The organism is Myxococcus sp. AM010 (assembly GCF_013372585.1).
GTDB lineage: Bacteria > Myxococcota > Myxococcia > Myxococcales > Myxococcaceae > Myxococcus > Myxococcus vastator.
The window spans coordinates 1-15,166 of sequence record NZ_JABXEO010000093.1; the positions used below are offsets into that span (position 1 = coordinate 1).

General features: G+C 68.7%; 12 protein-coding genes and 1 rRNA gene. 10 read left to right on the forward strand and 3 right to left on the reverse strand.

Going from position 1 to position 15,166, the window contains the following annotated elements; all coding sequences use genetic code 11:
* The 4 genes from rrf to HV826_RS30680 all read left to right on the forward strand — a co-directional run.
* Positions 1–115: ribosomal RNA gene (gene rrf / locus HV826_RS30665) — 5S ribosomal RNA — on the forward strand; the annotation flags it as partial.
* 722 nt (positions 116–837) lie between these two features.
* Positions 838–3,609, forward strand: coding sequence for a serine/threonine-protein kinase (locus tag HV826_RS30670; protein ID WP_176420611.1), 2,772 nt, complete (start codon positions 838–840; stop codon positions 3,607–3,609).
* 97 nt (positions 3,610–3,706) lie between these two features.
* Positions 3,707–5,077 (forward strand): KamA family radical SAM protein, encoded by a 1,371-nt coding sequence (locus tag HV826_RS30675; RefSeq protein WP_176420612.1) that lies wholly within the window; start codon positions 3,707–3,709, stop codon positions 5,075–5,077.
* On the forward strand, positions 5,077–6,321 hold the full coding sequence (locus HV826_RS30680; RefSeq protein ID WP_176420613.1) for a KamA family radical SAM protein: 1,245 nt from the start codon (positions 5,077–5,079) through the stop codon (positions 6,319–6,321). Before HV826_RS30675 ends, HV826_RS30680 begins: the two co-directional genes overlap by 1 nt.
* Before the next feature lie 53 nt (positions 6,322–6,374).
* Here HV826_RS30680 and HV826_RS30685 read toward each other — a convergent pair whose 3' ends face one another.
* The 3 genes from HV826_RS30685 to HV826_RS30695 all read right to left on the reverse strand — a co-directional run bounded on the left by HV826_RS30685 (position 6,375) and on the right by HV826_RS30695 (position 7,889).
* Positions 6,375–6,872: a hypothetical protein gene (locus HV826_RS30685; protein ID WP_176420614.1), complete on the reverse strand. Its 498-nt coding sequence runs from the start codon at positions 6,870–6,872 to the stop codon at positions 6,375–6,377.
* An 82-nt stretch (positions 6,873–6,954) separates the two neighbouring features.
* Positions 6,955–7,278, reverse strand: a complete 324-nt coding sequence (locus HV826_RS30690) for a hypothetical protein (protein ID WP_407938447.1) — start codon at positions 7,276–7,278, stop codon at positions 6,955–6,957.
* 65 nt (positions 7,279–7,343) lie between these two features.
* The gene (locus HV826_RS30695) at positions 7,344–7,889 is read right to left on the reverse strand and encodes a hypothetical protein (RefSeq protein WP_368671028.1); all 546 of its coding nucleotides are present in this window, start codon (positions 7,887–7,889) and stop codon (positions 7,344–7,346) included.
* 72 nt (positions 7,890–7,961) lie between these two features.
* On the opposite strand from HV826_RS30695, the gene HV826_RS30700 reads away from it, so the two are divergent.
* The 6 genes from HV826_RS30700 (at position 7,962) to secF (ending at position 14,893) form a co-directional block, all read left to right on the forward strand.
* Positions 7,962–9,065, forward strand: a complete 1,104-nt coding sequence (locus HV826_RS30700; RefSeq protein ID WP_176420616.1) for a SpoIID/LytB domain-containing protein — start codon at positions 7,962–7,964, stop codon at positions 9,063–9,065.
* Between the two features lie 34 nt (positions 9,066–9,099).
* Complete coding sequence (gene queA, locus HV826_RS30705; RefSeq protein WP_176420617.1) at positions 9,100–10,215, forward strand: tRNA preQ1(34) S-adenosylmethionine ribosyltransferase-isomerase QueA; 1,116 nt, start codon at positions 9,100–9,102, stop codon at positions 10,213–10,215.
* A gap of 5 nt (positions 10,216–10,220) precedes the next feature.
* Positions 10,221–11,420 carry a tRNA guanosine(34) transglycosylase Tgt gene (gene tgt, locus HV826_RS30710; protein ID WP_176420618.1) on the forward strand — a complete coding sequence of 400 codons (1,200 nt, stop codon included), beginning with the start codon at positions 10,221–10,223 and terminating at the stop codon, positions 11,418–11,420.
* A 142-nt stretch (positions 11,421–11,562) separates the two neighbouring features.
* On the forward strand, positions 11,563–11,919 hold the full coding sequence (gene yajC / locus HV826_RS30715; protein WP_176420619.1) for a preprotein translocase subunit YajC: 357 nt from the start codon (positions 11,563–11,565) through the stop codon (positions 11,917–11,919).
* Complete coding sequence (secD, locus tag HV826_RS30720) at positions 11,919–13,691, forward strand: protein translocase subunit SecD (RefSeq protein WP_176420620.1); 1,773 nt, start codon at positions 11,919–11,921, stop codon at positions 13,689–13,691. Before yajC ends, secD begins: the two co-directional genes overlap by 1 nt.
* 23 nt (positions 13,692–13,714) lie before the next feature.
* Positions 13,715–14,893, forward strand: a complete 1,179-nt coding sequence (gene secF, locus HV826_RS30725; protein WP_176420621.1) for a protein translocase subunit SecF — start codon at positions 13,715–13,717, stop codon at positions 14,891–14,893.
* Positions 14,894–15,166 lie beyond the last annotated feature (273 nt).

Genomic DNA, 15,166 nt, shown 5'->3' on the forward strand with positions numbered 1-15,166 from the left:
CGGTGGCTATGTCGGAGGGGTTCCACCCGTTCCCATCCCGAACACGGAAGTTAAGCCCTCCAGAGCCGATGGTACTTCGCGGGAAACCGCGCGGGAGAGTAGGTCGCTGCCGGATTCTTTTTGAGAAACCCCCGGTGTCCCTCGTGGACACCGGGGGTTTTCTGTTTTTGGGCCGCTTGGGTTCCGTGCGTCACTGCAGCGCCAGGTTCCTGGTGGGCACCCCTCGGATGTGGACGCTTGCTGGTCGGGCCTTGCGTCAAAGGTCTTCCATTCGCCCCCCGCGCTGAGACGGCTCGGCGTGCGAAGCCCGTTTGCACTCCTAGGGCCTGGCGCTGGTTCCAGAGGGCTCGGTGACGGAGGTGCCAGCGGCGGGGAAGGGCGCGTCGCGCGCGCCGCCGGGCTGTCCGTGCACGCCGATGGGAGGCGCCTCGTGCGCCCGGTGAACGCTCAGCTGGGAAGGATGCGCGCCCGTCGAAGTCAGGTGGCGGGAGCCCCCGGTCCCGCTGGCGCCGGAGCGCGGAGCATTCCGCTCGGATGCCCCAAGCAAGGGGCGCGCTGTTCTGCTAGTGTAGGCGACATGCGCCTACCTGTGACCGCGCTCCAACGGACCTCTGAGGCCCCCTCTGCACGCCTGCCGCCGCGCGTCGTGGAACATGACGCTTCCGTGGCGAGGTCCGGATGGTGCTTGGAGGACTCAAGCTGCCGGATTCGTTGGGGTTTCAGGCTGCTATGCATGTTTGACTCGCCGTCCGCGCTGCGACTAGAGTCCAGGTTTCCGCCCGGTCTGCGCACCGCCTGTCGCGGTGCGCGCCTCCCGGTGCTGGGCCGCTCCACGAGATGAAGAAGCCGACCCTCTTTGGGAAGTACCTGCTCCTCGAGCGCATCAACGTCGGCGGCATGGCGGAGGTGTTCATCGCGAAGGCCTTCGGCGTCGAGGGCTTCGAGCGCATCCTGGCCATCAAGAAGATCCTCCCCACCATGGCGGAGGACGAAGAGTTCATCACGATGTTCATCGACGAGGCGCGGATCAGCGTTCAGCTGAACCACGCCAACGTCGTGCACATCAACGAGCTCGGGAAGTACGACGACACCTACTTCATCGCCATGGAGTACGTCGCCGGACGCGACGTTCGGACCATGTTGGAGCGCTACCGGCGGCGTAAGGAGATCATGCCCACCGCCCAAGCGGTGTTCATCGTCTCCAAGATCTGCGACGGCCTGGACTACGCGCACCGGAAGAAGGACGCCCGCGGGCAGGACCTCCACATCATCCACCGCGACGTGTCGCCTCAGAACATCCTCATTTCCTATGAGGGTGAGGTCAAGGTCATCGACTTCGGTATCGCCAAGGCGGCGAACCGCTCCCAGAAGACGCAGGCGGGCATCCTCAAGGGCAAGTTCGGGTACATGAGCCCGGAGCAGGTCCGGGGGATGCCCATCGACCGGCGCAGCGACATCTTCGCCGTGGGCGTGCTGCTGTACGAGATGCTCACGGGCGAAAAGCTCTTCGTCGGCGAGTCGGACTTCTCCACCCTGGAGAAGGTGCGCAACGCGGAGGTTCCGCTCCCCAGCGAGTTCAACCCGAGCATCCCGCAGGGCCTGGAGAAGGTGGTCCTCAAGGCACTCACGCGCGAGCCCGAGGACCGCTACCAGTGGGCGTCCGACATGGCCGAGGACCTGATGCGGTTCCTCCTGGCCGGTGACGCCATCTACTCGTCCAAGCACCTCTCCGGCTACATGAAGGAGGCCTTCGCCGAGGACATGCTCCGCGAGGCGGAGAAGATGGAGCGCTATGCCGGTATCGAGCGCCCCGACCAGATCGAAACCTCGGGCATCACAGTGGCCCCCGGGTACAACCGGCAGGCGGCGCGGCGTGCGCCCCCTCCAGCCGTGGTGGTGACGGGAACGCCCGCGGGCCGTGCGTCCACCTCGCCAGCGCAGCCGGTCCAGGACTACATCCCGCCCCCCACCGCCGAGGAACTCGAGGAGATGGGCGTCGGCGCGGGCGACAAGACGCAGATTGTCGACTCCTCGCATACGTTCATGTCCCCCGAAACGCGCGTCGCCGACAGCAGCGTCGTGGTGGACGACAGCATCACGGGCCGGACGGAGAACCCCATTCAGGACCACGGGACGTCCGGCTCCTTCAACTCGCTGCGCGCTCCCGCGCCTGATACGTCCTCGCGCAAGGGCAAGAGTGGTCCCAAGGCGCAGGTCGTCATCAGCAACGAGGAGGGCGAGGCCTACTCCGGCGCCACGATGATTGGCCCCGCGCCATCCGCGCCGCCCACGCGCTCGCGCGGCTCGTCGCCCTCGCTGGACGAAGAGACGGGCAGCAGGCCAGCGCCCGTGTCCGGCCGCGGCCGGGGCGCAAAGCGCGCTCCCGAGCCCGAGGAGGAGCCCTCTGACTACGAGCAGCCGCCCGAGGAAGACAGCGGCGCCGGCTACGACGACCAGGACGACTACGGTGACGAGGGTCACGCGCACGACGACCTGAACGAGCCCGAGGAAGAGGTGACGGGCTCGGTTCCCCTTCCCGCGGAAGAGGCGCCTCCGTCCGCGAAGGCCGCTGCGCCCGCGAAGGCGAAGACGAAGGTTCCCGCCAAGGGGAAGCCCGCGCTCAACCTCAAGACGCTGCCGAAGCCGGTGCTGTTCGCTGCCGCGGCGGCCATCGTGCTGTTGCTCGTCGTCGGCGTGGTGATGGCCACCAGGCCCTCCACGGGCGAGGTCACCTTCATGGTGTCCCCGTCCAACCCCTCCGCCCGCATCCAGCTGAATGGCCAGGAGGTCCAGCTCAACACGCTGCTGGCGCTCCCGGCGGGGCAGTACCGGGTCACCGCGAGTGCTCCCGGTCAGCAGAATTCGGCCAAGACGGTGGACGTCGTCGCCGGAAGCAGAATCGTCGTTTCGCTCCCGCTGGAGGCTGATCCGCAGGCGGCCCCGCCGCCCGAGAACAAGCCACCCGAGACGCCGCCGACGAACACGGGCGTCGTCATTGCCGCGGGCACGACAGAGCCGGGCGGCGACGACGCGCCTGAGACCGCGCCTGTCGACGATGGGCAGACGCCGCCTGCCGCGCCCGTTCAGGTCGCCGCTGTCTTCAAGGGTGATGACGGCGCGGAGATCGCCGTGAATGGCGAGCGCCTGGGGCAGGTTCCAGACGCGCGCATGGCGAATCTGGAGGTGGGGAAGACCTACTCGTTCACCGCGAAGCTCGCGGGCTACGAGCCGTACTCCGGTGAGTTCAAGGCCGACGGCAGCAGCCAGGAGGTCACGGTCGCGTTCGAAATGACGAAGGAGCCGCAGCCCGTGGTCAACGTCAGGCCGCCGCCCAAGGCGCCTCCCAGGGCGCCGCCTGCCCCCAGGGCGCCAAGGGCCCCCAAGGTGATGGGTAAGTTCGCCTGCAGCACAAAGCCGGCTGGCGCTGACATCTACGTCGACGGGAAGAAGACGAATCGCCAGACGCCGGTGACACTGGGCAGTCCGTTGATGCTACCAGTGGGCAAGCGGAAGATTTCGTTCAAGCTCAACGGTAAGACGACCAAGCCCGTGGTGGTCGACATCACGGAAGGCAGTGTTGCCAAGCTGGTCAACGTTCCCATTGAGTGAGAAGGCGGGCATCCGATGCCCCCTTCGATTGTTGACCGAAGTGGGGCATGGGCGCGCTATGACGCCTCGCCCGCGAGCAATTGAGAGGTGATGCGCCATGCAAACGACGCCCATCCGGGGCAAGCCTGAGGCTGGCCCCGCTGAACAGCCTTTTACGTATCCTCACCGCCGGGAGTTCATCGAGCCCGACTGGCGACGGATTCCTGGCTTCAAGGACGTGTCCGCCGCCGACTGGGAGAACTCCGTCTGGCAGCGCAAGCACACCGTCAAGAACCTCAAGGAACTCAAGGCGACGCTGGGAGCACTGCTCCCGGATGACCTGGCTGAGAGCATGGAGCGCGACCAGCGCGAGCGGGCGACCATGTCGCTGCTCGTGCCTCCGCAGATGCTCAACACCATGAACCTCGAGGACCTGTGGCGTGACCCGGTGCGTCGCTACATGCTGCCGGCCTACGCGGACCGCCTCACCGAGTGGACCAATCATCCCAAGGCCAGCCGTGACAGTCTTCACGAGCAGGACATGTGGGTGGTGGAGGGCCTGACGCACCGGTACCCCACCAAGGTGCTGGCGGAGATGCTGCCGACCTGCCCGCAGTACTGTGGTCACTGCACGCGCATGGACCTGGTGGGCAATGACGTGCCGCAGGTCAGCAAACACAAGTTTGGCATCGGGCCCAAGGACCGCTACGCGCAGATGCTCGACTACCTGCGTCGCACGCCGACGGTGCGCGACGTGGTGGTGTCGGGTGGCGACATCGCGAACCTGCCCATCCAGCAGCTCGAGCCGTTCGTCAGCTCGCTGATGGACATCCCGAACATCCGGGACATCCGCCTGGCCAGCAAGGGGCTGATGGCCATCCCGCAGCACTTCCTCCAGGACTCCGTCCTCCAGGGGATGGACCGGCTGGCGAAGAAGGCCGTCGAGCGCGGCGTGGACCTGGCGCTGCACACGCACGTCAATCACGCGCAGCAGCTCACCCCGCTGGTGGGCAAGGCCGTGCGCAAGCTCTTGGACATGGGCTTCCGTGACGTGCGCAACCAGGGTGTGCTGCTGCGCGGTGTGAACGACAGCCCGCAGGCGCTGCTGGACCTGTGCTTCACGCTGCTCGACCACGCGAAGATCCTGCCGTACTACTTCTACATGTGCGACATGATCCCCAACAGCGAGCATTGGCGGCTGTCGGTGGCTCAGGCGCAGCGGCTGCAGCACGACATCATGGGCTACATGCCGGGCTTCGCCACGCCGCGCATCGTCTGTGACGTGCCCTTCGTCGGGAAGCGCTGGGTGCACCAGGTGGCGGAGTATGACCGCGAGCGCGGCATCTCGTACTGGACCAAGAACTACCGGACTGGCATCGAAATGAACGATGCGGACGCGCTCAGCCGGAAGTACGAATACTTCGACCCCATTGACCAGCTGTCCGAGGCGGGTCAGGCCTGGTGGCGGGAGCAGCAGAAGGCGGCGTAATGGATACCTCAGTGCTTCCGGCGGGTCTCCCGCCGGAGCCGGCGACCGCTCGCGCGTCGCTCAGCGCCGAAGGGCGCAAACGGCTGTTCCCCAACGCCACGGACGCGGAGTGGGCGGACTGGCGTTGGCAGCAGCGGCATGCGGTGCGCGGCCTGGAGCAGTTGGAGCGGTGCGTGCCGCTGACCTCCAATGAGCGCGCGGGCGTGCAGGAGACGTCCGCGCTGTTCCGCATCGGCATCAGTCCGTACTACCTGTCCCTCGTCGACCCGGAGCATCCGTTCTGCCCGGTGCGCATGCAGTCCATCCCGGTGCGTGCCGAGGCGCGCATCCGTCCGGGCGAGCTCGCGGACCCGCTGGGTGAGGACAAGACGCGCCCGGAGGAGTGCATCGTCCACAAGTATCCGGACCGGGTGCTCTTCCTCGCGCTGGATACGTGCTCCGTCTATTGCCGTCACTGCACGCGGCGCCGCATCACGCAGGGCGGGGTGGCGGAGCTCTCCAAGGAACAGCTCCGCCGCGGCGTGGATTATGTCCGGCGCCATCCCGAGGTCCGCGACGTCCTCATCTCGGGTGGGGACCCGTTCATGCTCAGCGACTCGCGCCTGGAGGAGTTGCTCGCGCCGCTCAGCGAGATTCCCCACGTCGAGATGATTCGCATCGGCACGCGCGTCCCCGTGTGTCTGCCCATGCGCGTCACCGATTCCCTGGCGCGGACGCTCCGGCGCTACGCGCCCGTCTTCGTCGTCACGCACTTCAATCATCCAAAGGAAGTGACGCCCGAGGCACGCGAGGCCTGCGAGCGGCTGGTGGACCACGGCGTGCCGGTGGAGAACCAGGCCGTGCTGATGCGGCAGCTCAACTCCGACGCGCGCATCATCAAGGAGCTGTCGCACCTGCTGCTGCGCAGCCGCGTGCGGCCCTACTACCTGCACCAGATGGACGTGGCCGAGGGCTGCGAGCACCTGCGCACGCCCATCGCCAAGGGGCTGGAAATCATCCAGCAGCTCCGAGGCTACACCACCGGCCTCGCGGTGCCGCACCTCGCGGTGGACCTGCCGGGGGGCGGTGGGAAGGTGACGCTCCAGCCCGACTACGCGGTCGAGTACGGCGCGCAGGAGACGGTGTTCCGCAACTACAAGGGCGAGCGCTTCACGTACCCTGAGCCCGAGGAGACGGACTGCACCTGCCCGTATGATGGCGTGTGGCGGGAGCGGGCTCCCCGGTACGGCTACCGCAAGGGCTGAGCAGTGGGCGCGGCGGGGGTTCCCCCGCGCTCCCTCCGGTCAAGAGAGGTCTGCTACCGCGCTTCGGCGCCCTGGGGCACGCCCACGTCGATGGACGGCTCCGCGCCCTCCGTGGCCTCCAGCTCCACCGGGTCCTGGTTGCTGAAGCCCTGCTGGATGTGGACCTCTTCCGTGGCCGCCGCGGGCGCGGGCTGCTTCGCGGCCTTGGCGGCCTCCGCCAGGCGCTGCTCCTCCGCCTTCGCGCGCGCGTTGTCCGCCGGCGACATGCGCGCCTCGAAGCGGGCGAAGTCCTTGGCCGACACGCCGTGCTTCTCCAGCACCGACGCGGAGGCGGCCTGCTGCTTGTCGATGGCCTCCCGGCGCTCCGCGGTGCTCATCTCCGACGACTTGCGGTTGCCGTACTCCGCGTCGACCTGGGACAGGGCCTGGGCCTCGTCGCGGCGAATCTCCGCCACCTTCTCCGGAGTCAGCTCCGCGCTGTCGGCGGCAAGGGCCTGTCCAGGAATGACGAGCCACGAGGCGACCAGAAGCAGGGCAGAGCGGGGGGACATGGCGGGAGGACCTCGTTCAGGACGGCGGGAACCGTCGCAGTCTAAACACGGAGACTGCTTCTGTGCACCCGTGCCGTGCCTCTCAGGGGCCGCACCGCGCGCAGTGATTCCGGGCCAGGGCGCACTGCTCCTGGCCTTGGGCACAGCGAGGCGGGAGGTCGTATCGCTCGGGATGGCGCTCCACGAGCGCGCACAGCGACTCCGCCAGCTCGCAACTCTGCGTTCCCACCGAGCAGCGGTCCGCGCACGTCGCGTCGTCCAGGTCGTCGCGCGTCCGGAGCTCCTCGAGCCGCAGGGACAGCGAGTCGATGGCCGCGTCGTCGGTGCCCGCGACGCGCGAGTCCACCTGCTTCGCACAGGCCGTGAGCAGCACGCAGGCCAGCAGCATCCGTGGAAGGGCGCGCATGGCCGCTCCCCTTATGTGGCCGCGGCCCCTGGCGTCCAGCGGCGTGGGCCCGCGGTGTCGTTCCCTCAGCGACGGGCTGGCGCGGTGTGCACCGGTGGACGTTGGCGAGGCGCCGAAGGGCCTTCGGGCTTCGACAGGTACAGCCAGGCCGTCATCGCCAGCAGCAACGCCACCGCGAGCCGCCGCAGCCACTCCTCGCGGCGACGCTGGGGCGACGCGCGGGCCTCCCGCTCCGCGGCCTCCAGGCCCGTGGCGACCTGGGACGCCAGCGTCTGGAGCGCTCGGCACGTCTCCACCACCGGCGCCAGCGCCGCGGGGAACCTCGCGTCCTCGCGCTCCAGCGCATCCGAGAGCATCCGTGCCCAGGCGGCTTCCTCGTCCTCACTGGCGGGCTCGCGGGCGGGAGCACCCCGGTGCAGGGCCAGGGCGATGGCGGCCCGCAGCAGCAGCACGGAGAAGGCCTGGGCGGGGATGCCGTAGTGCGCCGCGCAGGCTTCCCGCGAGCGGCCCTCCACCAATCGGAGGCTGAGCATCGCGGCGGGGCGGGGCTCTAGCTCGCGCAGGGCGGTGATGAACGTCGTGGGGAGGGCGGGGCGCGAAGGTGACGTCACGGGTGGGCCATCCTCTCCCATCCGCCGGACGTTTTCTTGAGGCGTGCACCTACGCCTCTACACTCCGGGGCCATGTTGCGACCTGTTGCGCTCGTCCTGCTCCTGCTGGTTCCTTCGGGCGCGCTCGCCGTGGAGACCCTGCGCATCGCCATCGAGGACGCGGGCAGCGCGGTGCGTGTCAGCGGCCGGGGGCTGGCCTCCGGTCCCGACAGCGAGGAGGCCACCTTCGCCCCCATCACCTCGGGACAGGCGAACATCCGCCGCAAAGGGGACCGCATCGAGGTCAATGGCACACCCGTGGAGGGGGACTCCGTCCGCTTCCGCGCTGGCATGTCGGAGGCATCGGCCGCCCCCGGCACCGAGCCCCTCAAGGCCGGCGCGGCGCAGGTCCGCGGGGATGTGGTGGTGCGCCTGCACCGAGGTGGGCTGCAGCTCATCAACGTCATTCCCCTGGAGGACTACCTCGCCGCCGTGCTGGGCAGCGAGATGCCCGTGTCCTTTCCTCCGGAGGCCCTCAAGGCCCAGGCGGTGGCCGCCCGAACCTATGCGCTCCAGAAGAAGCTGGACGCCTACAGCAACGCGTTCCACCTGGGCAGCAGTGTGCTCCATCAAGTCTACGGCGGCGTCAACCGAGAGGACCCTCGCACCCGGGCCGCCGTCGAGGCCACGCGGGGGCAGGTGCTCACGTACGAGCTGGCCCCCATCGAGGCGTACTTCCATGCTTCATGTGGCGGCCGGACGGAGTCAGGGCTCGATGCCTTGCAGCGCAACCTGCCGTACCTCCAGCCTGTCGACTGCCCCTGCGGAAAGCTGCCCGCCAGCCGCTGGACGGCGTCGCTCTCCGACGCGGACATCAAGGCGGCGCTCCACCACCCGGCCCAGGGGCTCAAGGTGGCGGCCCGCACGCGGACGCGCCGGGTGACGCGTGTCACCCTGGCGGACGGCGCCTCCCTGGACGGCGTGGCGCTGCGCCGCAAGCTTGGCTACACGCGGCTCAAGAGCCTGGACTTCGACGTGGAACGCACCGAGCGCGGCTACGTGTTCACCGGTCGCGGCTATGGCCACGGGGCGGGCCTGTGTCAGTGGGGCGCCAAGGCGCTCGCCGACAAGGGCCGGGAGTACCGAGAGATCCTCTCCCACTACTACCCCGGGACCGAGCTGCAGCACCTCTACTGACGCCGCCCGCGTCCGGCGCACTTTCCGCGACGGCATGGGGGCTGCTACAAGCGCCACCCCCGTGTCGTCCCGCCTCTCTGACTACGACTTCGCGCTGCCCGAGTCCCAGATCGCCCAGGCCCCCCTGGCCGAGCGGGACGCGTCGCGCTTGATGACCATCAGCCGCTCCAGCGGCACCTGGTCGCACCGCCGGTTCGCCGACCTCCAAGACCTGCTGCGCCCTGGGGATTTGCTCGTCCTCAACGACGCCCGCGTCATCCCCGCGCGCCTGCTGGGCCAGAAGGCCGGCACCGGTGGCCGCGTGGAGCTGCTCGTCGTGCGCCCGGCCGCCCAGGACACGCTGACCTCGGCGGCGCTCGGGGGGGCCCCCGAGTCGCTCGACTGGGTCTGTCTGGGGCAGGCCTCCAAGGGGCTCAAGCCCGGGCAGCGGGTGACGTTCGCCAGCGGCCTGGAGGCGGAAATCCAGGAGGCCCTGGGAGGAGGGGAGTACCGCGTACGGTTCCACGCGCCCCCGGGCGCCTCGCTGGCCGCGCTGCTGGACGCGGCGGGCCGCCTGCCGCTGCCGCCCTACATCACCCGGGAGCCGGACGCCGCGGACGCGGAGCGCTATCAAACCGTGTACGCGCGCGCCTCCGGTGCCGTGGCCGCGCCCACCGCGGGCCTGCACTTCACCCAGGAGACCCTGGCCGCCCTGGAAGCGCGCGGCGTGCACCGGGCGCTGGTGACCCTGGACGTGGGACCGGGCACCTTCCTGCCGGTGCGTGAGGACGACCTGGACAAGCACCACATGCACCCGGAGCGCTATACCGTTCCGGACGCCACCGCGAAGGCCATCAACGCGGCGCGCGCGGCGGGCCGGCGCGTGGTGGCGGTGGGCACCACCGTGGTGCGCACCCTGGAGTCCGCCACCGACCCGGAGACAGGGCGGCTGCGCGCGGGCCCCGGCGAGACGACCCTCTTCATCCGTCCCGGCTTCGCCTTCCGCCAGGTGGACCTGCTGCTCACCAACTTCCACCTGCCGCGTTCGACGCTGGTGGTGTTGGTGAGCGCGCTGCTCGGGCGGGAGCGCACGCTGGAGGCCTACGCGGAGGCGGTCCGCGCGGGCTACCGGTTCTTCAGTTACGGCGACGCCATGCTGGTGTCGGAGTGAACGCCATGGGCGAGCAGCAGGAAGCGAAGCAGTCAGGTGGCAAGGGCGACACCCGCGTGGAGCCGAGCATGGTCCGCTTCGAGCTCCTCCACGAGGACGCGTCGGGGACGAAGGCCCGCCGGGGGCGGCTGCACACGCCGCACGGCCCCGTGGAGACGCCCATCTTCATGCCCGTGGGGACGGTGGGCAGCGTCAAGGGCGTGGGGCCGGACGACCTGCTCACGCTGGACGCGCAGATCATCCTCGGCAACACCTACCACCTGATGCTGCGCCCCGGCGAGGCGCTGGTGGGGGAGCTGGGCGGCCTGCACCGCTTCGTGTCGTGGAACCGGCCCATGCTCACCGACAGCGGCGGGTTCCAGGTGTTCAGCCTGTCCGGGAAGCGCAAAATCACCGAGGAGGGCGCCGCCTTCCAGTCGCACCTGGACGGCGCGCGGCACTTCCTCACGCCCGAGCGCTCCATCGACATCCAGGAGACGCTGGGCGCCGACGTCATCATGGCCTTCGACGAGTGCCCGCCCTCCACCGAGGACCGGGCCTACCTGGAAGCCTCGCTGGCCCGCACCACCCGCTGGCTGCACCGGTGCGTGAAGGCGTGGCGCCGCGAGCGCTCGTCGCTCTTCGGCATCGTTCAGGGCGGCCTGCACGAGGACCTGCGAAAGCGCCACGCCGAGGAGGTGTGCGCGGTGGACCTGCCCGGCTACGCCCTGGGCGGCTACTCCGTGGGCGAGGCCCCGGAGGCCATGCATGACGGCGTGGCCTACTCCGCGCCCCTGCTGCCCCGCGACAAGCCGCGTTACCTGATGGGCGTGGGCACGCCCGTGGACCTGGTCACCTGCGTGGAGCACGGGGTGGACATGTTCGACTGCGTCCTGCCCACCCGGTGCGCGCGCAACGGCCTGCTCTTCACCTCGGAGGGCAAGGTCGTCATCCGGAACGCCGCCTACGCCAGGGATTCCCGGCCGGTGGACCCTGCGTGCACCTGCTACACCTGCCGCAACTTCAGCAGGGCCTACCTCCGGCACCTCTTCGCCGCCCAGGAGCTGTTGGCCATGCGGCTCAACACGATTCACAACCTCCACTACTTCCTGGGACTGATGGCAGAAGTCCGGCGCGCGGTGGCAGAGGACCGGTTCGCCACGTTCGCCCGGGAGTTTCGTGCCCGTGCCAAGGCGCAGGAGGCCGAACGGACCCGCGGTCGCTGACCGGGCAGATGGATTGCCCGGCTTCCCGCGTTCACTTGCTCACATGGGCCCCCCTTGCTAAGAGGGCCCCCTTTCGGATGGGTTCCTCGGACAAAATGGGGGGCCTCCCGTCCCAAGCTTTCCTCAACCGACGAGGCAGTGTGTGGCTGAGAGCTTTCTGATTCTGGCGCAGGCCGGCGGTGGCAATCCGCTAGGCACCCTGGGCTTCCTGGTCATCCTGGTGGGCATCATGTACTTCGTGATGATCCGCCCGCAGCAGAAGCAGTTGAAGGAGCACCGTGCGCTCCTCTCCGCGCTGAAGAAGGGTGATGAGGTCGTCACTTCCGGGGGCATCCTCGGGAAGATCCATCTCGTGGAGGAGCGCACCGTGATGCTGGAGGTCTCCAGCGGCGTGCGCCTCCGCGTGCTCAAGACGGCCATCAGCGCCAGGGGCGGGGTGGCGGAAGGCCCGCCCGCGGCCCCCGCGACGGCGGCCGGTGAGAAGAAGGAGGAGAAGTAATGGACCGCGGCTGGTGGTGGAAGTTCGGACTCATTGTCGCGGTGACGCTGGGCTCCATCTGGTTCCTCATCCCGACGTACTACTCGCTCGTCGTGCTCGACCGGGACCAGCGCAACAACCTGGCCGTGCTCGAGGAGCGGATGCCCGCCTGGGCGCCCCCCGCGAAGTACCGCCTGAACCTGGGGCTGGACCTCCAGGGTGGCATCCACATGGTGATGCGGGTGGACACCAAGACGGCGCTCCAGAAGCGGACCGAGCGCCGCGCGCAGCAGATTGTCAATTACGTCAATGACAAGAAGCTGGGCGAGGTGACGGCGGACACGGACCCGGAGCGGCTCGAGGTCTCGTTGACGGCCAAGGACCCGGCGACGATGGACGCCATCCAGAAGGAGGTCCTGGCCACCTTCACGGACTTCACGGAAGTCAGCCGCAGCGGCGGCACGCTGGTGCTGGTCCAGGACGAGACCCAGGCCAACTTCTTCCGCGAGGAGGCGGTGGACCAGGCGATGCTCGTCATCCGGCGCCGCATCGACAAGTGGGGCGTGGCGGAAGTGGACGTGCGCAAGCTGGGCTCCGACTCCATCCAGATTTCGCTGCCGGGCCGCAGCAACGCGGAGCAGGCGAAGGAGCTGGTGGGCACCACCGCGCAGCTCGAGTTCCGGATGGTGGATGACACCAACCCGCAGTTCTTCGAGCAGCTCCTCCAGGCCACCCCGCCGCCCGCGGGCAGCAACATCACCCTGACGACGGAGGGCGGCTTCCCGCAGCTCCAGGCCCCCACGCGCGAGGCCATCCTCGAGTACACGAAGGACAAGGTGCCGGAGAACCGCGTGGTGCTCACCGAGTGCATCGCCAACCCGGTGAAGAAGGACGAGTGCACCTCGTACCGCTCCTACCTGCTGGACAAGAGCGTGCTGCTGACCGGTGAGAGCCTGGCGGGCGCGGATGCCAGCATCAGCCAGCTCAACGAGCCGGAGGTGAACATCTCCTTCGACCCCGCGGGCGCGCGCGAGTTCGAGCGCCTCACGGAGGCGGGTGTCGGCCGCCGCATGGCCATCGTCCTGGACGACAACGTGCAGACGGCGCCGAACATCAACGAGAAGATCAGCGGCGGCTCGGCCCGCATCACCATGGGCCGCATGGGCGGCCGCACCTTCGAGGAGTGGCTGGGCGAGGCCCAGACGCTGGCGCTGGTGCTGAAGGCGGGCGCGCTGCCGGCCCCGGTGACGGTGGGGGAGATTCGTCAGGTGGGCGCCAGCCTGGGTGACGAGCTCATCCGGAAGGGTGGACTGGCGGCGGTGCTGGGCCTGGGCCTGGTCGTCCTGTTCATGGCCCTCTACTACAAGGGCTCCGGTCTCATCGCGGACGTCGCGCTGCTGCTGAACGGCCTGCTCATCCTCGCGGGGCTGGCCTTCTTCAACGCCACGCTGACGCTGCCGGGCATCGCCGGCTTCGTGCTGACGCTGGGGGTGGCGGTGGATGCCAACGTGCTCATCAACGAGCGCATCCGTGAGGAGCTGGGCCACGGCAAGTCGACCCGGGCTGCGGTGGACCAGGGCTACGACCGGGCCTTCTGGACCATCTTCGACTCGCACGTGACGGCGCTCATCTCCGCCTTCGTCCTGTTCTTCACGGGGACGGGGCCGGTGCGGGGCTTCGCCACCACGCTCATCATCGGCCTGCTGGCGTCGCTGTTCACCTCCATCACGGTGACGCGAGTCATCATGACCTACTTCGTCCACGGTCGTAACGCGAAGGTCGTCTCCGTCTGACCGGCCGGAGTCCGGGAACCGTCATGCAGATTCTCAAGAACAAGACGAACATCGACTTCATCGGCAAGCGCAAGCCCGCGCTGTTCCTCTCCACGGTGCTGAATCTGGCGATCATCGTCGGCATCGCCGCCTTCGGCTTCAACTTCGGCGTGGACTTCGCGGGCGGCACGGTGGTGGAGGTGAAGTTCGACCACCCCATGACCGCCCAGGAGGTCCGTGAGCGCGCGGAGAAGGGGGGGCTGCCGGACGTCAGCGTGCAGAACATCGGCGCGGCGGACGAGAACACCTTCCTGCTCCGCATGGGCGGCGTCACGCAGCTCAATGAGGAGAGCGGTGCCAAGGGCCAGGCGGCCCTGGAGGCGCTGGGGGGCGTGCGCAACGTCTACTCGGACCTGGCCAACGGCATCATCCGCTTCCGCTCGGAGCAGCCCATGGACTCCGACGCCGTCACGAAGGCGGTGGAGTCGGCGGGCATCGGCGTGCAGGAAGTGCGTGACCTGGGCGAGGCCCAGGGCGGGTCGGGCTACGACTACCAGGTGGTGGCCAGCGGCATGGCGGACCGCGTGTTCGCCGCGCTCAACGCCGGGCTGGAGAAGCCGGACTTCGAGCAGCGCCGCGTGGACTACGTCGGTCCGCAGGTGGGCAAGCAGCTGCGCAACCGCGGCATCATGGCGCTGCTGTACTCGATGATCGCCATCCTCATCTACGTGGCGTTCCGGTTCGACTTCAAGTTCGGTCCGGGCGCGCTCGTGGCCATGGTCCACGACGTCATCATGGTGGCGGGCTACTACCTGGTGAGCCGGCGCGAGTTCAACCTGACGGCCATCGCGGCGCTGCTGACGGTGGTGGGCTACTCCGTCAACGACACCATCGTCATCTACGACCGCATCCGCGAGGACATGGCCAAGTACCAGGGCAAGCCCTTCGTCGAGGTCATCAACATCGCCATCAACGACACGCTGGGCCGCACCATCCTCACCTCCGGCACCACGGCGCTGTCGCTCATCGGTCTGCTCATCTTCGGCGTGGGCGAAATCTTCGACTTCGCCGTGGCGATGCTGGTGGGCATCGTGGTCGGTGTGTACTCGACCATCTACATCGCCAGCCCGCTGACCGTCTGGCTGGACGAGCGCGCCGCGGCGAAGGAAGCCCGTCAGCGCGCCAGCGGCGACGTGGACCACCAGCAGCCGAACGCCGCGTGAGCCTCCCGCACCCGAGGCCTTCCTTCCGTTGAGGGAGGCCTCGCACGCTGGACACGACCAGGGCCCTCTTCCTTCACGGGAAGCAGGGCCCTGGGTGTTTCAGGGCACCCTTCGCTCAAGAAGGTGCGGTACGTGGCCGGACACCGGCGACCGACCGTGCGTGAAGCAGCGAGCCACCATGCGTGCGCCTGCCTGAACGCGCGTGCAGGAGGGGAAGTGTCGGGCTCAAGGTTGGACTGTCCTGGTCAGACGTCTGAGGTACTGTCGCTTTCG